Raw genomic sequence first — 26795 nt, forward strand, 5'->3', positions numbered from 1 at the left:
CTTTTGTTATTTGCATTTACTGGAGAATGATTTATGGCAGGTTATGTGGGCGATGTCGCCATTCCTTACGACCGGCATCTCGGTCCTGTACTTTTCGAACACTATGGTGCGGATATCGCACGGCGGGCTGCGGAGAAATCGCTGCGTGACGTGCTCGAAGTCGCCGCAGGGACGGGCATCGTCACCCGGCAGTTACGCAATGCGCTGGCACAGGAGGCAAAGCTGACTGCAATCGACATCAGTGACGACATGCTGGATGTCGCCCGTACAAAATTTGCGCCGCATGAGCAGATCACGTTTCAGCTTGCGGATGCTACGGCGCTGCCTTTCGACGACGAGGCTTTCGATGCGGTGGTCTGCCAGTTCGGGGTCATGTTCTTCGATAGAGAAACGGCATTCCGCGAGGCACATCGGTCACTCAGAAGCGGCGGGCGGTATTTGTTCAGCGTCTGGGACTCGGAGCACTACAATCCGTTCGCCAGCCTGAGTTTCGAGGTACTCAAGCAATTCTTTCCGTCGGATACGCCCAGATTCCTGTTTGACCCGGTTGCCTGTCATGCAATCGATCCGCTCAAGGAGCAGCTGATTCGTTCCGGTTTTGGGCAAATTGCCATCTCGGTCCAGCGGCGGGAATACGATATTCAGGATGTGGCAGCATTCGCGCGGGCGCTGATTTTCAGTCCACTTATCTTCGAAATAAACGAGCGTGGTGGCGTGGCGCCCGAAGAAATCGCCGAAGCACTGACGCAGGCACTGGTCAAAGAGTTTGGCTCGAATCCCACACGTTATCCGATGCAGGCCATACTGTTTGAGGCGGAAAAATCCTGAGAAGTTGTTTGGAAATTTCCATTTTCAGGTTCCTCTCTTACGACTCGGAGCCATTGTTCCAAAACAGTTATTAGCAGAATCTACGAGCGACTGACTCGGGCGAACGAAACCTGGGTTCGCACCGCCATGACTCGCATTCTCATTATATTGAGGCGCTTGACATAAAACAGGTGTTTCCAGACAACTTCTCGGCAGAGATAGATGAAGCTCAGGGCAATCCATTGCCAGATTCAGGACGCAATGCCTGTACCACACTGAAAAGCGTTCAGAGGCATAACGTTTCTTGACCTCCAACAAAAAAACCTCCGGTTTCTGGGCCGGAGGTCAGTGCTTTTATTATTTTTTTCTTGTTATGCTACTTGCCACCCGGTTCAATAGAAAAACCGGGCGCATTTCTATCTGTTAGCGGTAATGATCGAGCATGGCACGCCAGCGTCTGGATTGCAGAAAGTGATACACCAGCCAGAACAAGAACAGCAAAACGATTACGGGGCCTGTCCAGGCGCGTGCGATCTTGCCGTAGTCCACCATATCCACCCGAAGCTGGTAGTGATAATTCATCGGCGGCACGCTTTCAGCTGTCACCACCAGTGAATAAAGCCCTTTATCCAACATGCCGACGCCGCTGATCACGCCATCCGGATGATAGCCGGCATTCACCTGGGCAACTGTCTCGCCTTCGTTGACAGCGCCACGAAACACTTTCAAGCTCACGGGTATATCGCGCATGACGGGATCGAGCAAATCCACCACCAGATAAGTTTCACCTGCCGCCGGGATTTCCTCGCAGGTTTCGCCAAACAGATTGTTCTGTGGCTGGTATGCGCTCAGGCGCACCATATTTTCACCTGCTTTGCGCACACAGATGTCATTTTCCGGATTGATATTTTCATGTCCCAGCGCCATGCCTGTGTAGAACATGCCTAGCACTGCGAAGAACGTAACGGCTGATCGTATCGATTGTCTGAGCATGGCCAGCTCTCCTGTAGAAGCCCAATAAATAATCGTTCTTTTGCTATCCTGACGAGGGCGTATTTCTAAGTGACCACGCTTCCTTCCCCGGCATGACATAAAAATAGGACAGGCTGAGCGAAATTTGGTTCTAGGAGGCTGTCCGAGAATAGCGATCGTAGCGAGGGCGAGGCTGGTTGAGTTGGATTTTTCGATCATTTGAGGCGAATAGTCGTTCTATTTAACGAAAAGGATCGTAACATCCGGCCAATCAGGCTCGTCCGCAGTAGATCGCTATTCTCGGACAGCCTCCTAGCACCTGTTGACTAGTACTCCGTTCCGCCAATTAGCTTACAAATGAAATCGATGGATTCGCCTGCCAGGCTAGGCGCAAACCGCAGTCATAGCCGTAGCTATGGCGAGGATTTGCAACAACGTATGACAGGCGAAGGCGCGATTTCATGTAAGCGTTTTGGCGGAACGGAGTACTAGAGCTGTGCCAAGATAGACTGGATGCTCACCGGCCAGGGCTTGTTCTTTTTCAAACTGGGCGGCAAATTTGCGATGGCCTGCCACGCGGCCTGATTTGAAGCATAGTAACCGGAAACGAGGACATACCACTGCTTGCCATTAACCGTTTTTAAATAGATGGCATATGCCTCGGTAATGTTTTCCTCTGCGATCAGATCGAGCAACGCCTTCTCCTCGACCGATGCCGATAGCTGCAAGGTATAACACCTTGGATCGAGCCGTTGCAGCCAGGCTTTGCCATATTCGGGATTCAAGCCGTCTATTGCGGGCGCAACCGGTTGCCCGGTCAGTTGATCGATTTCCTGTCTGAGTTGGTCGATTTGCCGCCGTTGCTGCTTGATAAACTGGCGCTGGCGCTCAAATGCCTGCTGCTGTTCAATGAACAGCTTTTGGTACTGCGCCTGAGTATCGCTCGCCTGACCGGTTTGGGCGCAGGCGGCCTGACTGCTCAGGAAATACAACATACCTGACGTCCATAATGCAAGATTCGGGCAACTCTTTTTTACCATCAAAACGACCGGGTCATATGCGTTGCGGCGCAGGATAGCCCGTTTGCTTGAACAAAAACAAGCCCGGCCAACGTCACCCGACACGCTGATTCGCCCCCTTTCATCGAAACCAGACAACCATCGGCCATGGCTGATGGTCATTTGGTTGGATGATAGGTTTGCAAGTGCTGTGCAACCTTCTGATCCAGCGCCGCTTCCCAGCTAGCAGGCATAATTTGCCGGAGTGCGCCGAGCATCTGGCCAACAGCCTGCAACTCGTCCGCCTGCGCGGATTGTCGCTCGGTTGCCAGTAGCCACAAATAGGCTTTGGCCAGGTTTTCTGTTCTGGGCATGCCGGTATTGTCAGAGACCGGCGCCATGAAATACAAATTGGCTGTCGGGTAATAGGCGGGAATGTATCCTTGGCTGGCGGCAGTTTCAAACCAATATAAAGCGCGTGTACTGTCGTCGAAAATATCCCGGTGGATCACACCAAGATGATAACTTGCCTCCGAGATTCCTTTTTCCGCTGCGTAGCCATACCAGGTGGCTGCTTTTTGCGGATCATGCAGGGAGGGGTCGTCCATCAGATAAAATCGCCCCAGTTGCAATTGGGCGGGAATCGAACCCGCTGCAGCGACATCTTCACATGCTTGCAGCGCTTTTTGACGGTTTGTCTCTGGGCTTTTACCTTGTATCACCAGCTCGGCAATCGCGCACAATGAAATGGCATGACCCAGATTGGCTGCTTGCTGATACCAGTGCATGGCAGCCGGATAATCTGCCGGCTGGTGGATGCCATGGTGTAGACATTCGGCAAAAAAATGGCTGGCTGCCGGCACACCTTTTTCCGCCGCTTTGCCATGCCACTGGCAAGCCTGTGTTTCATCTATTTCCCTGCCCCAGCCCAGTTGATAAAAAAGCGCCAATGTAAACTGGGCCAGCGGATGCTGTTTTTCCTGAGCATAGGATTGAAACACTTCAAACGCCTGGGTGTAGCGGCCTTCGGCCAACCATTGTTGAGCCAGGGCCAGTTCATCCTGATGTAAGGGCTGCTGGGCGCTCAATGCCGCAGCCCACCACCAGCCCAGAATGATGCAAAATGCCCGGCCACGGTTTTTCGCTTTATCTAGCATAAGTTGAATCAGGTAAATAGGGTGCAAACGCACCCCCGGTATGGGTGCTGCTACAGCACCCATACCGGGGGCGTTTCATGCACCGCGTTGAAACTGGAAACAGTTCAGCGGCCCATAAGAACAAGACTAACGGGCAGCACTGCCCAGCAGCCTGAACAAAGAGCGGAACTCGCCACTAATCCCGGCTTGGATACATGCCCTGGGTCGCAATGATCCAGTTCATCGCAATGTAAGGCGAACGATTTTCGTGCGGCTGACCGCCCCCGATCGGCTCGATACTGACCGCACCGGGGCTCATAGTGACATTGGGCGCTGTGTCTGAATAAATATTCTGGCGTCCCACCGAGGCCCAAACATGATTGCCCGGATTATCACTGTTACCGGCGCTGCCTAGCGCATGGACCGTTGCGGTCGGCCTGATGGCAGGCAGCTGTGCTTCGGTAAGGGTGACCTGCTCAACACCACCCGTTTGCCCAAGCTGATAATGCGTTAAACCTGGCCCTTGACCCGCACCGATCACAGCACGTCCTCTGGTGTCAGGCAGAGCAAAGGTGGTTTGGCCATTGCCGCCATAGGTGGTGCCCAATAACGAATACAGGGCTGTGTTATTGGAAATGGTCATTATCTGGCCTTGTGCAAGTGCCCAGCCGCGGGGTGCAAAATTGCCCGCAAACACACACAGACTGGCAAGCATGGGTTCTGCACTGCAACCATAAGCCGGATTGCTGACCAGCGCGCTGGATGACAGCACAATGCCGACTGTGAGGGATACGACTGAACGACGATGACATTGCATCACGAATAACTCCTTTTCAATTGTAAGATCTGGAAAACCCAGTACAGCGTTGAAAACAGCCACTTGAATTCTGGCAATCCATCCGAATCGAACATGGACTGCATGGAACAGGATCCTGAGCATGGCATGCGCCAATCCGCAGCCAGACTATCCGTCTATATCCAGCCAGGCAGGCAATGGTTTGAGATTCCTTGCGCTTGCCACCATTTTCCCATCAGAAACAGAAGCCGGGCGATACGCTGAATGATGAGTGATGAAAGCATGCCACAGGATATCCGTAATCCGGATTATCCATTCAGCATTTCAGCTATTGTGCCTGACCGACTGACTACCAAAAGCGACAATAGTGGTTGATAAGACAGTCTTTTCGTTTGCTCTCCGGACTATTGCCAAAAACCGCTGCAGTTTGGCTGATTTTCCGGGAACAAGCGCCGCGATCGGTGCGCAAGCGCACCCTTGCAATAGGCCGGTCTGAAACAGTCATCCCCAGGTGCCCTAAATCCATCCTTCGGTCAATATCACGTTACCGACCAGATCTATCGCTTCATCGCTGGCCGCAATCTCAACCGCCAGCCATGACCGATCAACCGTTTCATTGTCCAGGCGGAGCAATTGCACCTGCAGCTCGCTGCCGGCTGCCTGGCGCCCGAATGTCTGCCAGTAGAGCGCCTGGATATAATCCACATCCGTCAGGTGGTTCAATTCGGTTTTTTCCTGAAACCAATCAAGGATAATGTCCGGATCAACTTGAGCGGCAAGCGCTTCCCGTCCCAGTTGCCATTCCGCGGAGGTGGCGTCACGGTTGAAAAAGCTGTGAAACAGGCGGCCCAGAATGCCTTCTGTCGTGTTGTGCGCGAACAGGACTGTTTCGCCGCTATCGAACGCGATCGCTTCGGCATTTTTGAGACCGAGCATGGCGCCATCACTCAAGCGCGTCAGCTCCACGACATCGCCGACAAGTTCGAGATGCACGGCATCGCGTCCGCCTGCCATGCGCAGGACATCATGCCCGGCGCCGCCATCGACATGCATCGCAAGCCCCAACGGGAGATAGCCTTGATCGTTGCCATCGCTACCGATAAACTCCCGCACCACATCGAGCTGGATGACATACGGATTACTGGCCAGGCCAGCCAGCAACTCGTCGCTGTTTTTCTCCCGCAAGTCTGCTGCCTCCGGCAAGTTCAGGAAAGCGGCTACAATCTCGTCCACTTCGGCATTGCGCCAGTTCTGTAGCGCATTGCCCTCGCCAGGCGCCAAATCTCGCCCCAGCCAGGTTTTAACCAGATGATGGGCAGCCGCCTCGGCGGCAGAATAGGCGATAGCCAGGCTGGGGCCGCTGTCAAAGCGCACCAGCTCGACATCGATCAGCGAATCGGTCTCTCCATCGCGATGCGTCAGAATCACTTCATGGCCATGGATAGCGACCTCATAATCGGCAAGCCCTCCTTCCTGGAGAGCCATATCGAAACCGAACCCCCCATTGAGTCGGTCATTGCCGGGCCCACCATGCAAAATATCATTGCCGGTACCGCCAAACACGACATCATCCCCAGCGCCGCCTGAAACAAAATCATCGCCGCCGAGGCTGCCCACGATATCGTTGCCATCGCCTCCAAACAGGATGTCATCATCCGCGCCCAGGATAATGACTTGGTCCTGGCCATCGGCCGTGACGAAATTTCTCCCTTTACCCCCCATCAGGTGAACCGGCCCGCTCACGGCCGCGAAAGCGATATCGTCCAGCTGCAAAACGGTACCGGCCGGCAGATTGCTGCCATCGATCACCAACAGCTGCTTGCCGCTGGCAAGATCGGCCGAACCCGTGATCATGATCGGCACCTCAGCACGCTGTGACAAATCCGCTATCAGTTCGATGGTATGAACATGCACTGCACTGTCCAATTCCACGGTATCAATAAATTGCTGGGCATGCGCCGTCATGGCTTGGCCCGAAGCGCCTCCCGGCGTTAGCTTGTTTTGAATACGTGCAACCAAATCTTCCGCGGCACTGGATTTGCTCTGCGCCTGTGGCTGACCTGCCGCGCGCAAACCCACGCCAATCGGCAGACCGACGGTCAATAACGGCTTACCTTGTGCATGCGTGACAACTGGAATGTCAGCATGCTCATGGGATGATGTGGTCGGGTCGTTTTCCCAAGCATCTGTCACCACTGGCACAGTCAAGAGGACGGCACCATCGGATTGCGTAATTATCGTCACAGGCATTCCATCGACCGTGGCAGTCGTGGGCACGGCTGGTGGCGCGGTCCCGCCACCACCAGAGGACGGTGGCGGCAGCGTGGCCGTGATGCCATTTCCGGTCAGGTCAGCCACGTTGACCGCTGCATCGGCACCCGCCGCCCAACCCTCGGCAGCCGCGAGGTTATACACGGTATCGTCAACCGAGGTGGCGCCTGCGTGGTTGATGATCTGATTGACGGCGGTCTTGTCGGCCGCGCTCAATGTCACGCTGAAAGACGTGCTCGAAGTGATCTCTACATTCGCCGTGTCAGTCAGGGTATGTGTTGTCCCCCCCTGGCCCGTAATGGTAAGTTTGGAGACATCGATATCGTTGGCATCGCCATCCCGCTTCAGAAAGTCGGTGCCGGTCACCACCAGCACGCCAGTCCCGGCGTCATAGGTGGCCGCTGTGATGGTCGGCACGGCCACGTTGCTGACGGTTATCTCGTTTCCGGTCATATCGGCGACTGCCACCGCCGTATCGGCGCCGGCCGCCCAGTCTTCAGCCGCGGCCAGGTTATAAGGCGTACCACCAGTCGAATCCGTACCATTCTTGTTGAGAAACTGGTTGACGGCCACTCTATCGGCGGCATTCAGCGTGACAGTGAAGGCTGTACCCGATGTGATGTCGACATTGTCGCTGGTGAGCGTGTAGCTCTCGCCGCCTTCTCCAGTGAAAGCCAGTTTGGAGACATCGATATCGTTGGCAGCGCCATCCCGCTTCAGAAAGTCGGTGCCGGTCACCACCAGCACGCCAGTCCCGGCGTCATAGGTGGCCGCTGTGATGGTCGGCACGGCCACGTTGCTGACGGTTATCTCGTTTCCGGTCATATCGGCGACTGCCACCGCCGTATCGGCGCCGGCCGCCCAGTCTTCAGCCGCGGCCAGGTTATAAGGCGTACCACCAGTCGAATCCGTACCATTCTTGTTGAGAAACTGGTTGACGGCCACTCTATCGGCGGCATTCAGCGTGACAGTGAAGGCTGTACCCGATGTGATGTCGACATTGTCGCTGGTGAGCGTGTAGCTCTCGCCGCCTTCTCCAGTGAAAGCCAGTTTGGAGACATCGATATCGTTGGCAGCGCCATCCCGCTTCAGAAAGTCGGTGCCGGTCACCACCAGCACGCCAGTCCCGGCGTCATAGGTGGCCGCTGTGATGGTCGGCACGGCCACGTTGCTGACGGTTATCTCGTTTCCGGTCATATCGGCGACCGCCACCGCCGTATCGGCGCCGGCCGCCCAGTCTTCGGCCGCGGCCAGGTTATAAGGCGTACCACCAGTCGAATCCGTACCATTCTTGTTGAGAAACTGGTTGACGGCCACTCTATCGGCGGCATTCAGCGTGACAGTGAAGGCTGTACCCGATGTGATGTCGACATTGTCGCTGGTGAGCGTGTAGCTCTCGCCGCCTTCTCCAGTGAAAGCCAGTTTGGAGACATCGATATCGTTGGCATCGCCCGCACGCTTTACAAAGTCTGTGCCGGTCACGACCAATATGCCGGTACTTGCATCATAAGTCGCGGAAGTGATCGCGGGCACAGGCACGTTGCTGACGGTCATGCCGTTTCCGGTCATATCGGCGGTATCACCATCCATCACGGCCGTATTCCAGTCATCAGCCGCGGCCAGATTGTAGACTGTGCCGGTGGTGGAAACCGTACCGATTTTATTGATGATCTGATTGAGCGCAACCCGGTCGGCCACGCTCAATGTGACGGTGAACTGCGTGTCTGAATCACGGTCGACATTGGCAGAATCCGTCAGGGTATAGGTCTCCCCGCCTTCGCCCGTAAGGGTCAGTTTGGACATATCGATATCGGCCTCGCTGTCGTTGGCCTGAATATGGGCACCAATTACGATCAGCTCGCCGGTTGCCGCATCATAGGTTGCGCTGCTGAGAGTCGGATAAGGCGTCACGCTGACGGTCGACGCGATCGAAAGCACTGCCGTATCTTCTCCGCCATCCGCCGTGCCGCCATCGTCCTTCAGACTGGTGATGGTCACGACCCGAGTGCTATCGCTGGGCGGCGTGCTGGTGTTGCGGTAGCCGAGTCCCTCGACAAGCGCCTGCACGGCCGCTGTGTTCATGCCCGCTTTAGTCAAAGTCAGCGTTGCGGTACCGTCATTCCAAGCCACACTATAAGCAATCTGATTGGTACCGGCCGTACCTGAATTGCCATTGGACAGGGCGATCTCCTGCCCATCGACCGACAGCCACTCGTTTGCACCGTCGCCATCGGTCACATTCGTGACAGTGATGATCAGCTGTTTGAGTAATTGACCGCTTTCGACCGTGCTGGCGTCAGCATCACTGAACAGACTGACAGCCGCTCCCCCCTGGGAAAAAGTGGGGTCCGCACCGGTAGCAGTCAGTGTCGGCGGATCGTTGACCGCCACCATGTTGAGGGTAGCAGTGACAGGCGGCCCGACATGATCATCGTTGTCGGTAGCGCTAAAGGTAATGCTACGCGCGGTCGTATCGGGATCGTTGCTGGCATTGTCATAACGAATCGATTGGATCAGCAGCTGCATGGTTGCCTCGGAAACCGGGCCACCAGTCACGCTGATATGCAGCACACCGGTGGCATTGTCATAGGCAGCAATGGTGACGGCCTCGTCATTGACTGTCAGAGCACCGGTACCGTAGGTGGAACTCAGGCTTTCGGCTACGCCATCCGGGCGATTGGTGAGCGTGACGGTGAGTGACTTGAAACTGCCATCATCGGTAATCGTAGCACCTTCACCCACCAGGGCAACGGCCCCACCCTTTTCAGTGAAAGTACTGCCATCGCTATCCAGATCGATGATGGGCGCCCGAACTAGGTTAACCGTAATCGATTGAACAGATGAAGTGGAATGTTCACTCTCGCCGTCATCGACTGTCACGCTCACGGTGCGTGGGTCAGTATTGACCGTGTCCGGATTGGTGTTGACATATTGCAAGGCTTTCAGCAAATCCTGCACCCGTGCCACGGTTGCATGGGCATTCAGCGTCACCACCAGGCTATCTCCAGCGGTTCCACCCGTCACGGTGCCGATGGTGACGCCATCGGTATGCTCGACATTCGAGCCTGACAGGGAAATGGGCCCGACATCTCCGACCAGCAGCTCGTCCTCAGCAGACTGGCCATTGGCGGTTATCGCCGCTGTCACCTTGCCGCCATCGAATACGCTCGTGTCGACGTCCGTCAGCGTGACATCGGCATCCTTATCCAGCGCAACCGCCGCGCCACCCACACTGAAACTGACCGCATCGCCATCCAAATTGTCGATCTCAGGCGGATCGTTGACTGGCACGACGGTTACGGTCGAAGCAATGGCCAGCGCGGTGGTATCCATCCCGCCATCGGCGGTGCCGCCGTTATCCTGGATCGAGGTCAGGGTGATGACGCGGTTGGCTGCCGTCGGATCGCGGCTGGTATTGCTGTAGGCGATCGCATTGACGAGGGTTTGTGCCTCGGCGGGGGTGATGCCGCCCGCCTTGCCAATGGTTACTGTAGCCGTAGTCCCTGTCACAGCCACCCCGACCGCCATCGCATGGTTGGCTGTGGATGCGACTGAATTGCCGTCCGTCAGGCTGACGCCGGAACCATCGATGGTTAACACTTCATGCGCGCCATCGGTCACCTGGGTGACAGTCAGAACCAGTTCAATAATCTTGTCATCCGCTTCCACGGCATCGATTGCCGTGCCGGAAAACAGCGATACCGGTGCTTCGCCTTCGGTAAAATCCAGCGTAGCGGGAGTTGCTGTCAATGTCGGCGCATCGTTGGTGGCAGTAATCGCCACGGTGCGCGTATCCGACGCTGTGCCGCCATGCCGGTCGGTTGCCGTGAAAGTGATGGTGCGGTCCCCGGTGCCGGGGTCGTTGGAATCATTGTGATAATGAATGGCTTGGACGACCTGCTGGACCCGCGCATTGGTTGCCTGGTCGTTGAAGGTGATGGTCAGCATCGTACCACCGCTGACCGTGCCCTCATCCGCGCTCAAGGTACCGACCTCCGTCGCACCATCTTTTAGCTTATTGCCGAAGGTGTGGATGCTGCCTACTGCGTGATTGACGATACTGAGGTGGTCTGCCGCTTCAGCGTTGCCGGTGATCTGGATGGTGAGCGTTCCGCCATCCCAGTCCGCATCGCCGTCCGGATCGTTGAGGATTGCGCTGGCGTCGATCTGGGTGGCGGTGTCATTCTCGGTATAGAGCAGGCTGTTGTCGTTGTTGATGGTCAGGTTGGGAGAAGCATTGGGAAGTGCCAGAGAATATTTAAAATTATCGATTCCATCAAGATTTGGAATGAAATCTACCGAAGAAATCTTAAGTGTATCGATAACGGTACCATCACCGGAAAATGATGCGGCTGCCCAGGCAACTCCTGCGGATATGATTGTGGAATCAATCGCACTTCCATTCAACATACCAGCAACAGTGACATCATCTAACTCAGCGAATATCCAGATCTCTTTAAACAGAAATGGTGTGCCATCAGATTTGCGAATGGTAAAACTTTCCGTCGTGCCTGTATTTGAAGCACCCAAAGAACCCGGACTGACGAACCCCGAATCACCAACCCCATATTGATTTATCCAGCCAAAATCCCCCCCATCTCCCTCATCAGTAAAGGCATAGACAAATCCATTCAATTCAAATGAAGTTGGAAAACTACCAAGTCCCGGATCGACATCATAATTTTCGACTGCCACGAGCACGCCAGGATAGGCAGCGGCCAGATTATCGGTAAAGGCGATGGGGCATTTTATTTCGCCTATGGTAAAAGCCAATTCCCAGTCGCCTTGCTTGCTGGCATGGCCGGTAAGCGTGGTGGATGCAGCAATATTCGCACCAGTCATATCCGCCAGCTGCCGGACAAAATATTCACCCAGCGCCCCCTGGCCGACATTACAGCCATATAGCAAGATTTCGGCATGATCTTTCAGCGCCTGCTGCCAGGCAAACAGGTCGCCCCGATAACGTTCGAGTGTTTCGACTGTGAGCAGGCTGTTTCCGAGCGCCAGGCAGCCCGCGCTGCCATGTGAAACGATGTGCACGGCACTGAGTCCCGATTGCTGCTGGAGGACGGCGCTCATTTGCCGCACGCCGTCCCGGCTGCTGTCGATGACATGCACCATGACACCGGCTCTGGCCGCTGCAATCAGATGGGAATAGTCTTCGACGCCCTGGTCGATAAAAACGATTTCCTTGCAGCCGGCTGCATGGGCGGGCTTGACGCCAGGCAAGCTTGCTATGTCCGGGCAGAAAGAGGCCTTGTACTTTTCAGGGGACTGCATGCTTGATGAGATAGCCGTTGTAGTTGCTTGTTCTGGTGATCGGCTGACTGATGCAGCGCGACCGGATTTTATTCGAGCCATTCAAAATTCCCCTGATGATTGCGCAAAGCGGTTGAAAACAGGCAAGCGGTGCTAGGAGGCTGTCCGAGAATAGCGATCGTAGCGAGGGCGAGGCTGTTTGAGTTGGATTTTTCGATTATTTGAGGCGAATAGTTGTTCTATTTAACGAAAAGGATCGTAAAATCCGGCCAATCAGGCTCGTCCGCAGTAGATCAGCCTATTCTCGGACAGCCTCCTAGGACACCTTCCAGATTGTCATAACGGCATGTCTTGCGATCAATTGATGAATCGGCAAGCCGTTTTTCCGCAGACACCGTTCTTGCAAACGATGTCCAGACAATCCGGGTCAAGAATACACCGCACTTTTCCGGGTTTATAATCCCAAAATAGACAGTTTTCTTCGCTTTATTCCGAGGGGAATCGGAGGGAAATCGCATATCCGGCAAACTCAGTCCTCATCCGGCGGATGCTTATCGTAGCGGCTGAAAAGGCGTGGATTGCGGTCGATGAATTTGGCTATCCAGACTTCGATAAAGGAACGCTTGCCCCGCACCAGGTACCGCCAGCCGAGCAGGCTGATGATGAGCGCGCCGATCACATTGACGATCAGATCCCACATGGTATCGGTCAATCCGGAATCATCGCCCAGCATCGGTTTTTGCATGTTGGTGCCGAAAATCTGATCCATCGCGAACTCGAAAATCTCCCACAGGGCGCTCATGGCGACAGAAAACAGAAAGGCAAAGAACGCGATGAAGCGCGGGCGCATCGACAGCTCGGCGCGCTTGTTTTCGTTGAGCACGTACACCAACAAAAAGCCAAAAATCCCCAGCAGCAGCCCGGCGCTGGCATGCAGCGCGATATCCCACCACCACAGGCGGTCGTAATAGCGATGGATTTCGCCCAGGAACAAGGCGGCAAAAACGAACAGAATCGCCAGAATCTGGAATTCGGCCGGGATGTAAATCCGGAATCTGCGCCCCAGCACGACCGGCATCAGGGTAATGCTGCTGATGGCAAGCAATAGGAAAGCATGCATCCAATGGCCGTCATTGATGACGAACACCAGCTCCACCGCCATGATGACATGCAGAAAAATCACCAAATAGCGGTGGATACGCTCCGCCCTACCGTTCAACCTGAAAATCTCATAATGTGTGGCTCACCAGGTTGAATGAAGGTACAGTTCTGGAAAGTTGATTGCTGGACATGAAAACCGGTATGGATGAATGTTAGGCTGATTCTGTCCAACGTCCGATCAATGGATGTGATGCAGTCTTGCTGGATTGTCATGATCAGTGCCCATAGCGCTTGGAATAGTGGGTCGTATTGGCCGCACCACAGATTCTCGCCGGATGGCAATGCAAAGCGCTTCTCGAAATTGTGAGGTCTCAAATATGGAAAACAAGCGAATGTCTCCGCACCACAACCAATCTACCAAAGATCCAGAATGCGGTCAAAATGGCTACAATCGATCACGCAGCGCCGGCAAGTCTGCACAATATAAAAGTTTTTGCGAAATTTATTTCGCTATGAGACCATGCTGTCATATATGAAGCGAGATGCTGCCAGATGAGGCAATGGCTTACGATTTTTACTTCACGACAAAATTTGTTCTCAACGTTCCCGGAGCGATCTTAAAATGAAAACCTCTCTATCTTTTCCTGCATTGTTTGGCTTGCTCATGTTCTCGATGATACCCCAGTCTCATGCGGAAACCTATCATGGCGATTTCTGCTGGCAAGTGCTGATCAACGAAGTTCCTGCCTGGATGTATCAATTTGGGATATACCAGAAGGACGGCGGGCACTATGCGCTTTATGGCCGTGAAGATAACGGGCTAGGCGAAATCACCGCGGCACATGGCAATGCGGCAATAGTAGGCAACCAGGTTAAAATGACCATTCAAGGGTCGGGTCATACCGAAGCATTTGGGGCCTGGCATGAAACTGTCAGCGCAGTGCTAGAGGCTGCAACATTGAGTGGCACATGGCATGCCCTGGGCGTTACCACTGATGGCGGCGCGCCGCGTCAATTCCATTCAAACGGCAATATCAGGCTGATCGCCTGCCCGTAGGCGTTGTGCCATGGCTTTCTGTCAGGCCGATGACAACAGCGCTCCAAAGAAAGGTTCAACAATGAAATCAGCAAGATTACTCGCCATGGGTCTGCTCATATCAGGGCTCGTGGCATGCGCCAGCACACGACCGGTCCTGTACCCCAATGCTCATTACCTGTCGGTCGGAAAAAATGTTGCCGAGCGGGATATTGAGGACTGCAGGCAATTGGCCAGAGCTGCTGGCGCGAGAGAAAGTGGCGGGAGAAGTGGCAATGTTGCATCGAGCACGGTCATCGGGGGTGGCGCTGGCGCGGCCAGTGGCGCTGTCGGGGGCGCCATTACGGGTTCGCCGGGAACAGGCGCCATGGTAGGTGCCGCCAGTGGCGCCACCTACGGCTTTTTGAGAAGCATCCTGTCGCCCGCAAGATCCTCACAACCCAACCCGGCTTTTGCGAATTTTGTTAACCGGTGCCTGCAAGAGAAAGGTTACGAAGTAACCGGCTGGCAATAGTGATCAGCGTTTATCGGCAGGGTGCGCTTGCGCACCATCCAATGCGAAGCCCAACGGCTGCTGCCTACCAGGCGAGGTATTCGACATCAAGGTCAGGTTGACGTTGGGCTGGATTGCTTCGCTGCGCTCGCAAAGATGGGACAGTAAAAAATGACCGCCGCACATACATTCACTGCCGTTCATGGCGAAGCCCAACGGGCCGCGGCCATCCAGACGCTTTTCGGCGGCAATGCATCGCCGCAATGAATATGACGTTGAAGAAATCGGCCCCAAACAGGCATTTCCACACAGCTTCTTAGTAGCGATCCACCTCTTGGCGCGGCTTGATTTCCTCGCGCAACATTTGTTGCCGATGCTGGCGCTTCTCGCGATTCATTTCTTCCCAGCGCTTGCGCTCGTCTCGCCCCAACTCCCGTGCGCGCTTGTGCAGCTCGCGCTCGCTTTCCATCTGCTGCTCTCCGGCTCCCCCGTCATTTTTATACAACGTATCCGCTTGTACCATGGGCATGGAAAAAATGACTGCAACAAGGACAGCAGCAATCAAAACCGCTTTGATGTCTGACATGAGTTTCTCCCGATTCTGCAATGGTTCAATCATCCTGGAAATCCTAAACAGGTTGAAATGCGCGGTTTCCAGAGCACAGGACAAAGCACCACGACGACATGAAAGCTATTTCATTCAAGGCATTGCAATGCCGCCATGGGGTTTAAAAGCTGCGCAATACGGCTCGTAGCACCGCCACCCACCAGGGGTACAAAAAAACCTATTCATTTCATGACAACATGTGAGCCAAATAGCTCCGCTGGGATTTTCGGGATGATGCAATACAGTCCCCCGGTAGGCTGTCGCATGATTCTTTTCAGGACTCTCCCGGTATAACCAAATTAGCACAAAGTCCGCATGGTTTGCCAAGCATTGATTCCGTTTGAAGCTGTTTGGAAACCAGAGAGATCTGTGCGATGCCTGCTCATACCTTCTGATATTCCCCGGCCTTACTTTTTATATCCTAGACCTCAGTACAATATTCTTTTCTCCCTGCCTGGAATAGAGTTTCGCTCAGATCTCTCATTCACACCATGATCTGAAGACAACATTGACAAACGAGGCAAACGAAAATGAACACTACAACCCTACATATCAGGCTTTCGGCACCTATCCTTGGCATGGCCCTGCTGCTTGTATCGGTGGGTGCCCAGGCGACAATGCAGACCTTTACCTTTGCCGACAAAGCGAAGCCACTCTTCAATCAGCATATGCCTGCGAACAATAACCAATCCTATTTACCCAGCCTGAACCCGCACATCGGCAACAATCATGATCGCATGGGCGCAATATGGGGCGGGTTTGACGACATCACTCCATTTATCGACACCCAGTCCATACAGGAATTAGGCAGTCGACGGCATCAAATTGCCAGATCCATGAACGATACGCCGAATGGAGGAGGATCCTTTCCTCCTGGAATTGGAATTGGTGGAGGTGGGGGTGGCTTCCCTATGATTCCTGGACCAGGTTCACCTGCTGCCACAAATCCAGATTATCCGGGAAGCAGCATACCAGGGGAAACGCGACAAGTTCCAGAGCCGGCTACGCTCGCCCTGGTCGGCTTGTGCCTGGTGAGTCTCGTTCTCACGCGTCGCAAACCCGTCCGCGGCCGCTGAGCCGGGATCGGAAACAAGGCCATCGTAGAAACTGCCTAACATATATCGCCATCGATATAAAACCATTGCCCGGCTTCATAGATAAAGCGGCTCATTTCATGCAATCGATGCGCACGTCCCCCTACCTTATAGCGTGCCACGAACTCCACTGTCGCCCGACCGGGCGACACTTGTTCATGGTACTTCACGGTCAGCCCGAGCCACTTGCTGTGCGATTCACGCGCCAATCCCAGTGACGCCGGGCGGGTACTTTGATGCCAGGTTGCCAGCAGGTAATCCTCACGACCGAGCGTATAGGCGGTGTAGCGTGAACGCATCAACGCGACCGCGCTGGGCGCAGATGCTTGCTTTTCGAGATAACGGCCGCAACACTCGCTATATTGTTCCTGGCTGCCACATGGGCAACAACTGATTTCCGCTCCCATATCTCTTCAATTGACCGCAATTAATTTAGAGGCTGTTTGGAAATTTCCGTTTAGGGCCTATCTTTTAAACGTCATATCCACTGCGGCCATACATTGCCGCCGAAAGGCGTCTGGATAGCCGCAGCCCGTTGAGCTGCGCATCGTAGGTTTTTGTTATGCAAAACGATTTGCTGGCGCCAGTCAGAATGTTTGATGGTGCGCAAGCGCGCTCTACATATTAGGTAAGGTTTTTCACAGCGCCGCCAATTCTGCTTATGCTGCTACTAGAATCGGTAGCCATAGCGCACCCCCAGCGTATCCAGACCCTCGTTATCCTTGGCGAGATGGGCGTTGGAGACATGATCAAAGTATACCGACAAGGCATGCCTAGCTTTGAAGCGATAGCCGATTTCGAGCGGAATGTGAAACAATACCCGGGATCCAAGTGCTTTACGGTCCTGGCGCGGCGGACTTAGCTTGCCAGTATGGACCGCGCCACCCAAACCGACTCCGATAAAAACACCACTGACATGCGCATATTGCCAACGCAAGCCCGCATACAATTTGGAAGTATCGCCCGAGACATTGACCGACCCGCCTAAAGCAGGCTGGATGGCGCCGCCTAGAAAATGGGTATGGGGCGAGAAAATGGCTTCCAGATTCAGGTCCACGCCGCGCTCCCGGCTGAACCGGCTCCACAAGCCAGCTATGTCATGGTAAAGCACGCCCATCTTGATTTCATCCAGCCATGTCGGCGCCTTCGACTCATGCGTATATCCAGTCGAGACCATCGCACAGCTCAAACCAAAAACCATTATGCCAGCAATTATATTACGCATCATAGCTACTATACCCGACTCTATGGAAGGCAAAGAAATCGCTACAGCATATTAACGCAATTGCAGGCAGTCATCCAAGAATGAATGCCAGCGAATATCGTCCTGGACTACTGTGATAAAAAAGCAGTGGTGATCTTCATGCCCGGCTGGCGACATTTGGGATCATTCAAGTCTGGGAGGAGCAACCATTCCGCCCGTTTTGGTCACGAGCAGAATGGTTGGTTTGATGCGGAGGGAAGGATACTAGAAATTAAGCTCGAAACCGGCGTAGGCCATCCTTGGCGCGCCAGGACGAGGGCCATGCGGTTGACGTGAGGAGATATACTTCTCGTCCAGGAGATTGTGCACACCCGCCAGGATTCTGACACCCCGCTTGACTTGATAATGCGCGCTCATGTCCAATAACCAGTAACTGTCGGTCTTGCCAAAGCGGGCGTCCGGATTGCCGTCGCCATCGACTTGGGCAGTTACATTGCTGGCACTGGTATAGGTCGCGCCAATATAGCTGGCCGTGAAATTGAAAGCCCATTCGGCAAACTCGATACTGGTACCGGTAGTCAGCTGATATTCAGGAATATAGGGAATTTTGTTGCCTTTCTCACCAAAACTGAAAATGGATTCAGGATTGGTTGATCTGGCATTGCTACGCTGCGTAGCATCGGTATACGTAAAAGTAAAGAAATACGGATTGCTGAAACCCCAATTATTGGCCATACCCGCATCAAAGGTGGTGGAAAATTCCAACCCGAGACTCTGGGCCTTGCCCAAATTGTCCGCCATGCCTGTACCCGTCCCACCAATGTTGTCAACCACGATCAGGTCGTCAAACAAGGTCAGAAAACCGATCGCCTCGGCAGACAGCGCACCGTTCATGCCCAGATAACGGGCACCCCATTCAAAGCCGGTGCTGGTCTCTTCTTTCAGCTTATTAACCACTACCGACGTTGGATTCGGCGGAGAGAAACCTCTGTGCGCGCCACCGATCAGCTTCCATTCCTCACTCAGATCATAGACCACGCCAAGACCACCGGCGAATAGATCCAGCGACGCACGTCCGCTATTGGCTTGATTATCAAAGTTTTTATGATTGAGCCATAAGCGTTCATAGCGGATGCCAGGAATAAACTGCCACCGTCCCCAGCGGATCCGATCCTGCATATGAAAAGCCAGGGCGTCGACAGAGTCCTTTCTGTTGCCAGCGTCACCTGGTTGGCCTGGATTGTGATCGAAGATTGTGCCGTTGGCCGCCTGAAAGAAAAGCTCGTCGCGCTGGAAGCGGCGCTCCTCGTCATAGTGATAGCGGACGCCACCGGTAATGTGATGCGCGATTTGTCCGGTATCGAAGCGGTAATTGGCGACCGATTCGACGCCCTGGGTCATATAATCGCGATTATTGTTACGCACGCGCAAGGTACAATCCAGATCGCCTTTGAGGCAGGCCAACCCTGCGCCCCCATTCGCACCGGCTACTGCCCGCGATAAATTCATATTTCCAACACCGGGGACATTGCGAAGATCATGGAGCTTCTGCCAGTTGCGGCTGAATTCGGTGTAATAGAAGGTAGTGGTCACATCCAGATTATCGGTCGGCGCGATAAAGTGCCGCAAGTGGCCACGAAATTGCTCGGTCGTAATGTTGTCGAAGCGGCTAGCGGCATATCGCCGATAAGGATTATTCCGGAAATCCGCATCCGCCAGTCCCAAATAGGTTTCATCGGCGTCTATGCTGGAATAGCCGAACTTGAATTCGAAGTGCTGATAAAGATCGGTTTTAGGCTCAAAGGAAAGCTTGACCATGGGCTCGAAACGCGTAAAGCCGGTATCGCCGGAATTGCGGAAATCAGGGGTTTTATCGATCTCTTTAAAACCATCGTTTCTTCTGAAGTACCCTTCCAGCACGTAGCCAAAGCGCCCCCATTCGGTATCTAGGGTATTGCCAACAAAACCATGGGCACGGAAATCCCCGAATTCGCCATAGGTGCTGCGCAGGTAAGCGCGCTGCTTGAGTGGGATTTGCGTGGACTGATAATTAAGCACCCCGCCCGTGATATGCGGACCATATTTGACCTGACTCGAGCCCTTGAGAACTTCTATGCTGCTCATCCGACCGGTCGCGGGTGAAAAGTATGCGGCAGGTGCGGAATAAGGGGCTGGCGCGATCATCACGCCGTCTTCCATTACGGTAATTTTGGCACTGCGGGTCGTATCCGTTCCCCGCAAGCTGATATTGGGAAACAAGCCGAAGCCGTCTTCCTGCCTGAAATAAACGCCGGGCACACGCCGCAAGGCCTGGTCGATATTGTCGTAGTTCTGGGCCCGCAGTTCTTGCTCGGTTACCACATGTGCCGAGCCAGGGCGCTCCAGCCGTTCCTGATGTTCCCCGACGACCGTCACCGGCGCCAGTTTGACCTTGGCAGCGGCTTCTTCCGCCATGGCCGGCGTCGTAGCCATACAAATACCCAGACAAGCCAGGCTTTTCACCAACAGCGATCGGCCCGTCAGCGGTCTTGTATTCACCGCTCGCCGATCAATTTGTTTTTTCATACACCCCATCTCCCTTAATAACGATAATACAAATGAGAATGATATTCATCAACGTTTAAATTGGCAAGTAAAAAATTGTCATGACAAACGTAAATCCTGATTTACGCCGCCAGGTCTAAATGACATCACCCGTTTTTCTGGCCATCACCTATAATCGAACATGCCGCTATACAATGTTCAGCGAGATGTATGCGCAGGCACACCCTGCGCATGATGGTTGCGGGATACGCTTTTATCACTCTCCATACAAGCTTGCACACACCATGCCAACCCAAACAAGCCTCCGGCATTTTCCTGGCTTTACAAAACGCCTAGAAAGCGTGGAAAATGCCCACTCGTCCATTCCATTCAACAGTCACTTTTTGGTCGCATTTTTCTTCACCATGAAAAGCACTCTCTGACACCACCAATGAAGCAGCTACTCCTGGACCTGAATAAAACCGATCCACCCACTCTGGAGAATTACATTCCCGGGGATAACACTGAATTGCTGCATGTACTAACCAACCTGATTGCCGGACAGCAACAAGATCGTTTCTTGTATCTGTGGGGTCAAGCAGGCAGTGGCAGAAGCCATTTGCTGCAGGCAGTCACCGATGTTTTCTTGCAGCAACATCAGCAGGCCGCCTATATCGATTGCGCTCTTACAGACAAATTCAGTTTCAGTGCAACCATGGCCTGCGTAGCAGTCGACAATGTCGAACGATTGGATGCCCCAGGACAAATCAAACTATTCAATCTTTACAATCGCATCTATGAAAACAACCAGGGCATATTCCTGGCCAGCGGCACCGCTCCCCCGGCACAACTTGATTTACGACCGGATCTGACGACCCGTTTAGGCTGGGGACTGGTTTATCAGGTGCATGAATTGGCTGATGAGAATAAAATCGAAGTGATGAAAGGCCATGCGAAACGGTGCGGGTTTGAGTTATCCCAGGAAATCTGTGATTATCTGTTGAAGCACGCGCAACGGGATCTGCCCTCTTTGATCAAACTGATCAACGCACTGGACCGCTTTTCTCTGGCCAGGCGACGCCCGGTCACGCTGCCCTTGTTACGCGAACTGTTGCAGTCAGCTTCATCCCAGGCACATAGCTGAGCGCCGATTTGAACATTAATTTTATGAACACCTTATCTTTGACCAAAAGTTTTGACATGACTCCCTGCTTGCATCACCCTGCATGCCAGCCACTCCAACCGAGGAATCCGGCATCATGAAGTTGGCTTTATTCGATCTCGACAATACCCTCCTGGCTGGCGACAGTGATTTTCAATGGGCGCAGTTCCTCATCGAGCAAGATGTGCTCGACCGGGAAGTCTACGAGGCCCGCAACATCGAATTTTATGAACAATACAAGGCCGGCACGTTGGATATCCATGAATTCCTGGACTTTCAGCTCAAACCCTTGTCCCGCCATCCTCGTGAACAGTTGCATGCATGGCGCAGCAGCTTCATTCAACAGAAGATCATGCCGCTGATTGCCCCCGGCGCACGCGAATTGATCGCCAGGCACCAGGCCGAACAGGATTTATGCATCATTATTACCGCGACCAACAGTTTTGTGACTGCGCCGATTGCCCAGGCGCTGGGGATACGGCACTTGATCGCGACCGAACCTGAGCAGAAAAATGGACAATTTACCGGCCGCGTCTCGGGAATACCCTGTTTTCAGGCAGGCAAAATCACCCGGCTGGAACAATGGTTTAATGAACAGAATCTTACCTGGCTTTCATTCTTGCAAAGCTGGTTTTACAGCGATTCGCTCAATGATCTACCACTGTTGCGCAAAGTGACACACCCGGTGGCAGTCGATCCCGATGCCACCTTGCACGAGCACGCACAAAAGAACGGCTGGCCGATCATCAGCTTGCGTTGACACGATCCACCGGAAACACACTTTTTCATAAGGAGATACAGAAATGCATCAAACCTTCAGATTATTCCTGTTAGTTGCCGCTCTATGTTGGTTGTTTCCCATGAATGCGCAGGCAGGCGAATATCCCACCAAAGTGGGAGAAAAGCTAGGCAACGGTGTTGCCAACGTCGTGACGGGCGTGGCTGAAATTCCCAAAACCATGATGATCACCGGCCATCAGCAAGGGGCCGCTTACGGCATGACGGCAGGCTTTTTTACCGGCCTTGTCCACATGATCGGCCGGACTTTAAGTGGCGCGGTCGATATTGCCACGTTTTTTGTGCCTACCACACCCATGGTCGATCCAGCCTATATCTGGGACGATTTCGACAAGGAAACACGCTATGCGGCCCCACGCATGCGCAAGTAGTTTTATTCCCAAGCTGCACACAAACTGGAGTAAGTGCAAAACAGCATGACGGGTTCCGTTATAATATCGTTTTGTGAAGGATCGTAAGCATGCGACTAATACAGAAAGCTCTCACTTTCGACGATGTCCTATTGGTGCCCGCTCATTCAGAAGTTTTGCCAAGAGATGTCGACCTGACCACGCAACTCACCCGTACGCTCAAAATCAAGATACCGGTTATCTCCGCCGCAATGGACACGGTCACCGAGGCGAGACTGGCCATCGCCCTCGCCCAGGAAGGCGGCATCGGCATTATTCACAAGAATATGCCGATCGGCATGCAAGCCGCACAAGTCGCGCAAGTAAAACGCTTCGAAAGCGGCGTAGTTAAAGATCCGGTTGTCGTTTCCCCGGATATGACCGTGCGAAAGGTGCTGGAATTGATCAAACAGCACAACATTTCTGGCTTGCCTGTGGTCAAGGGCAAAAAAGTCCTGGGAATCGTAACCAATCGCGATTTACGGTTTGAAACCAACCTCGACCAACTGGTCAAAAACATCATGACCCCCAAAAAGCGCCTGGTAACCGTCAAGGAAGGCACCTCCCACGAAGAGGCGCTGGCTTTGCTGCACAAGCACAGACTGGAAAAAGTACTGATAGTCGATGACAACTTCGAATTACGCGGCATGATCACCGTCAAGGACATCACCAAAACCACCGAGCATCCCAATGCGACCAAGGATGGCCAGGAACGCCTGTGCGTCGGGGCGGCAATCGGTGTCGGAGAAGGTAGTGACGAACGCGCTGCCGCGCTGGTCGAAGCGGGAGCGGATGTCATCGTCGTGGATACCGCGCATGGTCATTCGCAAGGGGTGCTGGATCGTGTGCGCTGGGTCAAGAAACATTTCCCAGATATCCAGGTGATCGCCGGCAATATTGCCACGGCTTCTGCGGCCAGGGCGCTGGTGGATTGCGGTGCTGACGCGATAAAGGTTGGCATCGGCCCTGGCTCGATTTGCACCACGAGAGTCGTCGCTGGTGTCGGGGTGCCACAAATTTCAGCGATCGACAACGTTGCGACAGCATTGCTTGGCTCGGATATACCGGTAATCGCCGATGGCGGGATTCGCTATTCCGGCGATATCGCCAAGGCGCTTGCGGCCGGGGCAGACGCTGTCATGCTGGGTGGCTTGCTGGCGGGCACGGAGGAATCTCCGGGCGAAATCGAAATGCTCAAGGGGCGATCCTACAAGTGCTATCGTGGCATGGGTTCGTTATCGGCCATGCAGCAAGGATCAAGCGATCGCTATTTCCAGGAAACCGAACGGCATGAAGCCCATAAACTGGTTCCGGAAGGCGTGGAAGGGCGCGTACCCTATAAAGGCACGCTGGTCAGCGTCATTCATCAACTGATGGGGGGCGTTCGATCCAGCATGGGCTACCTGGGCTGCGCGTCCATCCAGGACATTCATGAAAGAGCCGAGTTTATTGAAATCACTTCCGCCGGTGTACGCGAATCACATGTGCATGATGTACACATCACCAAGGAAGCGCCCAATTACCATATCGAATAAACCTTCCTCACATGCACCCAACTATTCTCATCCTGGATTTTGGTTCCCAATACACACAGCTGATCGCGCGCCGCATTCGGGAAACCCATGTGTATTGCGAGCTGCATCCATTTGATGTCGATCCGCAATTTATCCAGGATCTCGCGCCCATCGGTATCGTGCTTTCCGGCGGGCCTGCCTCGGCTTTTACCGAAAATGCACCGCGCGCACCACAAATCGTATTCGAGCTGGGTGTCCCCATCCTCGGCATCTGCTATGGCATGCAGGTCATGGCCGCTCAGCTGGGTGGCCAGGTGGAAAATGCACAAACGCGTGAATTTGGCTATGCGGAACTGGCTATTGAACCATGCCGATTGTTCCAGAACATCCAGGACCGCATCGCTCCCGATGGCAAGCCCATGCTTGATGTCTGGATGAGTCACGGCGATCGTGTCGATGCGCTGCCGCCGGGCTTCAGCGTCATTGCCCACAATGCTGCCACGCCCTATGCGGCAATGGCCGACGAGTCACGCAAGTTTTATGGGCTGCAGTTCCACCCCGAGGTCACGCATACCCTGCAAGGCAAGGCAATCATCGACAGCTTCGTGCATGATATCTGCACAGCGGGCCACGACTGGAACATGCCCGATTACATAGAAGAAGCCATAGGCCGGATTCGCGCCCAGGTCGGTAACGAAAAGGTCATTCTGGGACTGTCGGGAGGGGTGGATTCTTCGGTGGCAGCCGCATTGATCCATCGCGCTATCGGTGATCAGCTGATCTGCGTCTTTGTCGATAACGGTCTGCTGCGCCTGCACGAAGCCAAGCAGGTCATGGAGACATTCAGCCGCAATCTGGCTGTCAACGTTGTCCATATCGATGCCAGCCGGCAATTTCTCGAGCAATTAAAAGGTATCGCCGATCCAGAGCAGAAACGCCGTACCATCGGCCGCGAGTTCGTGGAAATCTTCCAACAGGAAGCTGAAAAAATCAATGATGCCAAATGGCTGGCACAGGGCACTATCTACCCGGATGTGATCGAATCCGCAGGCAGCCACACGCAGAAGGCGGGCACGATCAAGTCCCATCACAACGTGGGGGGGCTGCCGAAGACTTTGCATCTCAAACTGCTTGAACCCCTGCGTGAGCTGTTCAAGGACGAAGTCAGAGAACTTGGATTGGCGCTCGGCCTGCCGCACGACCTGATCTTCCGGCACCCCTTCCCGGGACCGGGGCTGGGGGTCCGGATTCTCGGCGAAGTCAAATACGAATATGCCGAATTGTTACGCCAAGCAGACGCCATTTTCATCGAAGAGCTGAAAAACTCTGGCTGGTACGAGAAAACTTCGCAAGCGTTTGCAGTCTTTTTGCCGGTCAAATCAGTGGGCGTTATGGGAGACAGCCGCAGCTACGAATATGTGATTGCGCTACGCGCCGTTCAGACCGAAGATTTCATGACCGCTCATTGGGCGGAATTGCCCTACACCTTGCTGGCAAAAATTTCCAATCGCATCATCAATGAAGTGCGTGGCATCAACCGGGTGGTCTATGACATCTCCGGCAAGCCACCCGCGACCATTGAGTGGGAATAAACCTCCGTTGCCAATATTGAAAAAAGACGCCACAAGGGCGTCTTTTTTCAATAGCTTGCGTTGCAAATCTTCTCGGGCTCTTGTGCCCCTTATCAAAGGGAGTCGGTTTATTTTCTAGTACTCCGTTCCGCCATTCAGTCCGGCACTAAGACGCCGTTGGATCAAATCTTCAATCTGCTGCATCAGGAATATGGCAGAGAGGAAGTGAATGCGATGGTCACCGAGCGAGCAGGAGCGCCGCAAGGCCAAGCTGCGGGCGGAGCTGGACGCCGAGAAGGCGAGGCGGCAGAACAAGGGGCGGACGTGGTAAAATTTGCGCGATGATTGCAGTGTGCTAAAATGCAGTCATGTAAAGCAAGTACGGGGTTTGAAATCATGCCGTCTATTACTGTTAGAAACGTACCGGATGAGGTGCATCGCGCCTTGAAGGTGCTGGCTGCCCAGCACGGGCGTAGCGCCGAAGCGGAAATCCGCGACATCCTGGAAAATGCTGTAAAGCCGAAAGGTCGGAAGAAACTGGGTTCTCTGCTGGCCGAGGTCGGCCGCCGGGCCAAGTTGACCGATGAAGACCTTAAGACCATCGAGCAGGTGCGCGACAAGACCCCTGCTAAGCCCATGACGTTCGAATGATCGTACTGGATACCAATGTCGTTTCGGAGCCACTGCGTCAGGCCCCTGAAACTCGGGTGATTGACTGGATTGACGCGCAGGCACTCGAAACGCTTTACCTGTCGGCTATCACGGTGGCCGAACTGCGTTTCGGGATGGCGTCGTTGCCTGCCGGCAAACGCCGTGACAGGTTGCAAGAGAGCCTGGAAAAGCAAATTCTGCCGTTGTTTGTCGGGCGGGTGCTGCCGTTCGATATGTCGGCATCGAAAGCCTACGGTGAGCTAATGGCGAAGGCACGAACAGCAGGCTTGGCAATCGGCGCAGCCGATGGATATATCGCAGCGACGGCCGCCGCTAATGGCATGATAGTCGCCACGCGAGACGTCAGCCCGTTTGAAGCGGCGGGCGTAGACACAATTAACCCTTGGGAAGCC

24 protein-coding genes are annotated in these 26795 nt (G+C 54.1%); 13 read left to right on the forward strand and 11 right to left on the reverse strand.

What is annotated here, in order from left to right; translation table 11 throughout:
* The first annotated feature begins 33 nt into the window (after window positions 1-33).
* Entirely contained in the window at window positions 34-828 is a 795-nt protein-coding gene (locus tag ABTW62_RS09660) for a class I SAM-dependent methyltransferase (protein ID WP_430904369.1), read from the forward strand.
* A gap of 402 nt (window positions 829-1230) precedes the next feature.
* On the opposite strand, the gene ABTW62_RS09665 is transcribed toward ABTW62_RS09660, so the two are convergent.
* The 6 genes from ABTW62_RS09665 to ABTW62_RS09690 all read right to left on the reverse strand — a co-directional run bounded on the left by ABTW62_RS09665 (window position 1231) and on the right by ABTW62_RS09690 (window position 13344).
* Window positions 1231-1800, reverse strand: a complete 570-nt coding sequence (locus ABTW62_RS09665; RefSeq protein WP_430904370.1) for a hypothetical protein — start codon at window positions 1798-1800, stop codon at window positions 1231-1233.
* 467 nt (window positions 1801-2267) lie between these two features.
* On the reverse strand, window positions 2268-2960 hold the full coding sequence (locus ABTW62_RS09670; RefSeq protein ID WP_430904371.1) for an SPOR domain-containing protein: 693 nt from the start codon (window positions 2958-2960) through the stop codon (window positions 2268-2270).
* Window positions 2957-3934: a tetratricopeptide repeat protein gene (locus ABTW62_RS09675; protein ID WP_430904372.1), complete on the reverse strand. Its 978-nt coding sequence runs from the start codon at window positions 3932-3934 to the stop codon at window positions 2957-2959. The genes ABTW62_RS09670 and ABTW62_RS09675 overlap by 4 nt, the downstream gene beginning before the upstream one ends.
* A 175-nt stretch (window positions 3935-4109) precedes the next feature.
* On the reverse strand, window positions 4110-4730 hold the full coding sequence (locus ABTW62_RS09680) for a phage tail protein (RefSeq protein ID WP_430904373.1): 621 nt from the start codon (window positions 4728-4730) through the stop codon (window positions 4110-4112).
* 495 nt (window positions 4731-5225) lie between these two features.
* Window positions 5226-12260, reverse strand: a complete 7035-nt coding sequence (locus ABTW62_RS09685) for a DUF4347 domain-containing protein (protein ID WP_430904374.1) — start codon at window positions 12258-12260, stop codon at window positions 5226-5228.
* Between the two features lie 508 nt (window positions 12261-12768).
* Window positions 12769-13344, reverse strand: a complete 576-nt coding sequence (locus tag ABTW62_RS09690) for a DUF2238 domain-containing protein (RefSeq protein WP_430904375.1) — start codon at window positions 13342-13344, stop codon at window positions 12769-12771.
* A 618-nt stretch (window positions 13345-13962) separates the two neighbouring features.
* Between ABTW62_RS09690 and ABTW62_RS09695 the strand changes: the two genes are divergently transcribed.
* Both ABTW62_RS09695 and ABTW62_RS09700 read left to right on the forward strand, forming a co-directional pair.
* Window positions 13963-14397, forward strand: a complete 435-nt coding sequence (locus ABTW62_RS09695) for a hypothetical protein (protein ID WP_430904376.1) — start codon at window positions 13963-13965, stop codon at window positions 14395-14397.
* 61 nt (window positions 14398-14458) lie between these two features.
* Entirely contained in the window at window positions 14459-14890 is a 432-nt protein-coding gene (locus ABTW62_RS09700; RefSeq protein WP_430904377.1) for a glycine zipper family protein, read from the forward strand.
* Window positions 14891-14893: 3 nt separating this feature from the next.
* Here ABTW62_RS09700 and ABTW62_RS09705 read toward each other — a convergent pair whose 3' ends face one another.
* Window positions 14894-15073: a hypothetical protein gene (locus ABTW62_RS09705; protein ID WP_430904378.1), complete on the reverse strand. Its 180-nt coding sequence runs from the start codon at window positions 15071-15073 to the stop codon at window positions 14894-14896.
* Window positions 15074-15185: 112 nt separating this feature from the next.
* Window positions 15186-15488, reverse strand: coding sequence for a hypothetical protein (locus ABTW62_RS09710; RefSeq protein ID WP_430904379.1), 303 nt, complete (start codon window positions 15486-15488; stop codon window positions 15186-15188).
* A gap of 518 nt (window positions 15489-16006) precedes the next feature.
* Here ABTW62_RS09710 and ABTW62_RS09715 point away from each other — a divergent pair.
* Window positions 16007-16552, forward strand: coding sequence for a PEP-CTERM sorting domain-containing protein (locus ABTW62_RS09715; RefSeq protein WP_430904380.1), 546 nt, complete (start codon window positions 16007-16009; stop codon window positions 16550-16552).
* A gap of 35 nt (window positions 16553-16587) precedes the next feature.
* Here ABTW62_RS09715 and ABTW62_RS09720 read toward each other — a convergent pair whose 3' ends face one another.
* From ABTW62_RS09720 to ABTW62_RS09730, 3 genes are all read right to left on the reverse strand, one after another.
* Window positions 16588-16977, reverse strand: coding sequence for a YchJ family protein (locus ABTW62_RS09720; RefSeq protein WP_430904381.1), 390 nt, complete (start codon window positions 16975-16977; stop codon window positions 16588-16590).
* 263 nt (window positions 16978-17240) lie between these two features.
* On the reverse strand, window positions 17241-17798 hold the full coding sequence (locus ABTW62_RS09725; protein WP_430904382.1) for an acyloxyacyl hydrolase: 558 nt from the start codon (window positions 17796-17798) through the stop codon (window positions 17241-17243).
* A 240-nt stretch (window positions 17799-18038) separates the two neighbouring features.
* Entirely contained in the window at window positions 18039-20339 is a 2301-nt protein-coding gene (locus ABTW62_RS09730; protein WP_430904383.1) for a TonB-dependent receptor family protein, read from the reverse strand.
* Between the two features lie 119 nt (window positions 20340-20458).
* Between ABTW62_RS09730 and ABTW62_RS09735 the strand changes: the two genes are divergently transcribed.
* From ABTW62_RS09735 to ABTW62_RS09775, 9 genes are all read left to right on the forward strand, one after another.
* A complete protein-coding gene (locus ABTW62_RS09735) occupies window positions 20459-20740 on the forward strand; it encodes a hypothetical protein (RefSeq protein ID WP_430904384.1) in 282 nt (93 codons plus the stop codon).
* 8 nt (window positions 20741-20748) lie between these two features.
* Entirely contained in the window at window positions 20749-21441 is a 693-nt protein-coding gene (hda, locus tag ABTW62_RS09740; protein ID WP_430904385.1) for a DnaA regulatory inactivator Hda, read from the forward strand.
* 115 nt (window positions 21442-21556) lie between these two features.
* Complete coding sequence (locus tag ABTW62_RS09745; RefSeq protein ID WP_430904386.1) at window positions 21557-22219, forward strand: HAD family hydrolase; 663 nt, start codon at window positions 21557-21559, stop codon at window positions 22217-22219.
* A gap of 43 nt (window positions 22220-22262) precedes the next feature.
* On the forward strand, window positions 22263-22628 hold the full coding sequence (locus ABTW62_RS09750; RefSeq protein ID WP_430904387.1) for an exosortase system-associated protein, TIGR04073 family: 366 nt from the start codon (window positions 22263-22265) through the stop codon (window positions 22626-22628).
* A gap of 89 nt (window positions 22629-22717) precedes the next feature.
* Window positions 22718-24181 (forward strand): IMP dehydrogenase, encoded by a 1464-nt coding sequence (gene guaB, locus ABTW62_RS09755; RefSeq protein ID WP_430904388.1) that lies wholly within the window; start codon window positions 22718-22720, stop codon window positions 24179-24181.
* Window positions 24182-24192: 11 nt separating this feature from the next.
* Window positions 24193-25752, forward strand: coding sequence for a glutamine-hydrolyzing GMP synthase (guaA, locus tag ABTW62_RS09760; protein ID WP_430904389.1), 1560 nt, complete (start codon window positions 24193-24195; stop codon window positions 25750-25752).
* 156 nt (window positions 25753-25908) lie between these two features.
* The gene (locus ABTW62_RS09765) at window positions 25909-26076 is read left to right on the forward strand and encodes a hypothetical protein (RefSeq protein WP_430904390.1); all 168 of its coding nucleotides are present in this window, start codon (window positions 25909-25911) and stop codon (window positions 26074-26076) included.
* A gap of 15 nt (window positions 26077-26091) precedes the next feature.
* Entirely contained in the window at window positions 26092-26382 is a 291-nt protein-coding gene (locus ABTW62_RS09770; protein WP_430904391.1) for a FitA-like ribbon-helix-helix domain-containing protein, read from the forward strand.
* Window positions 26379-26795: type II toxin-antitoxin system VapC family toxin (locus ABTW62_RS09775; RefSeq protein ID WP_430904392.1), on the forward strand; the 417-nt coding region annotated here is incomplete at its 3' end. The genes ABTW62_RS09770 and ABTW62_RS09775, both read left to right, overlap by 4 nt.

Source organism: Nitrosomonas sp. ANs5 (assembly GCF_050584665.1).
In the GTDB taxonomy this organism is placed as follows: Bacteria; Pseudomonadota; Gammaproteobacteria; order Burkholderiales; family Nitrosomonadaceae; genus Nitrosomonas.

Excerpts from the sequence above, each read along its gene's own strand:
- ABTW62_RS09660 (WP_430904369.1), top strand. The coding sequence starts at position 34 with ATGGCAGGTTATGTGGGCGATGTCGCCATTCCTTACGACCGGCATCTC.
- ABTW62_RS09665 (WP_430904370.1), bottom strand. The coding sequence starts at position 1,800 with ATGCTCAGACAATCGATACGATCAGCCGTTACGTTCTTCGCAGTGCTA.
- ABTW62_RS09670 (WP_430904371.1), bottom strand. The coding sequence starts at position 2,960 with ATGACCATCAGCCATGGCCGATGGTTGTCTGGTTTCGATGAAAGGGGG.
- ABTW62_RS09675 (WP_430904372.1), bottom strand. The coding sequence starts at position 3,934 with ATGCTAGATAAAGCGAAAAACCGTGGCCGGGCATTTTGCATCATTCTG.
- ABTW62_RS09680 (WP_430904373.1), bottom strand. The coding sequence starts at position 4,730 with ATGCAATGTCATCGTCGTTCAGTCGTATCCCTCACAGTCGGCATTGTG.
- ABTW62_RS09685 (WP_430904374.1), bottom strand. The coding sequence starts at position 12,260 with ATGCAGTCCCCTGAAAAGTACAAGGCCTCTTTCTGCCCGGACATAGCA.
- ABTW62_RS09695 (WP_430904376.1), top strand. The coding sequence starts at position 13,963 with ATGAAAACCTCTCTATCTTTTCCTGCATTGTTTGGCTTGCTCATGTTC.
- ABTW62_RS09700 (WP_430904377.1), top strand. The coding sequence starts at position 14,459 with ATGAAATCAGCAAGATTACTCGCCATGGGTCTGCTCATATCAGGGCTC.
- ABTW62_RS09705 (WP_430904378.1), bottom strand. The coding sequence starts at position 15,073 with ATGAACGGCAGTGAATGTATGTGCGGCGGTCATTTTTTACTGTCCCAT.
- ABTW62_RS09710 (WP_430904379.1), bottom strand. The coding sequence starts at position 15,488 with ATGATTGAACCATTGCAGAATCGGGAGAAACTCATGTCAGACATCAAA.
- ABTW62_RS09715 (WP_430904380.1), top strand. The coding sequence starts at position 16,007 with ATGAACACTACAACCCTACATATCAGGCTTTCGGCACCTATCCTTGGC.
- ABTW62_RS09720 (WP_430904381.1), bottom strand. The coding sequence starts at position 16,977 with ATGGGAGCGGAAATCAGTTGTTGCCCATGTGGCAGCCAGGAACAATAT.
- ABTW62_RS09725 (WP_430904382.1), bottom strand. The coding sequence starts at position 17,798 with ATGATGCGTAATATAATTGCTGGCATAATGGTTTTTGGTTTGAGCTGT.
- ABTW62_RS09730 (WP_430904383.1), bottom strand. The coding sequence starts at position 20,339 with ATGAAAAAACAAATTGATCGGCGAGCGGTGAATACAAGACCGCTGACG.
- ABTW62_RS09735 (WP_430904384.1), top strand. The coding sequence starts at position 20,459 with ATGACATCACCCGTTTTTCTGGCCATCACCTATAATCGAACATGCCGC.
- hda (WP_430904385.1), top strand. The coding sequence starts at position 20,749 with ATGAAGCAGCTACTCCTGGACCTGAATAAAACCGATCCACCCACTCTG.
- ABTW62_RS09745 (WP_430904386.1), top strand. The coding sequence starts at position 21,557 with ATGAAGTTGGCTTTATTCGATCTCGACAATACCCTCCTGGCTGGCGAC.
- ABTW62_RS09750 (WP_430904387.1), top strand. The coding sequence starts at position 22,263 with ATGCATCAAACCTTCAGATTATTCCTGTTAGTTGCCGCTCTATGTTGG.
- guaB (WP_430904388.1), top strand. The coding sequence starts at position 22,718 with ATGCGACTAATACAGAAAGCTCTCACTTTCGACGATGTCCTATTGGTG.
- guaA (WP_430904389.1), top strand. The coding sequence starts at position 24,193 with ATGCACCCAACTATTCTCATCCTGGATTTTGGTTCCCAATACACACAG.
- ABTW62_RS09770 (WP_430904391.1), top strand. The coding sequence starts at position 26,092 with ATGCAGTCATGTAAAGCAAGTACGGGGTTTGAAATCATGCCGTCTATT.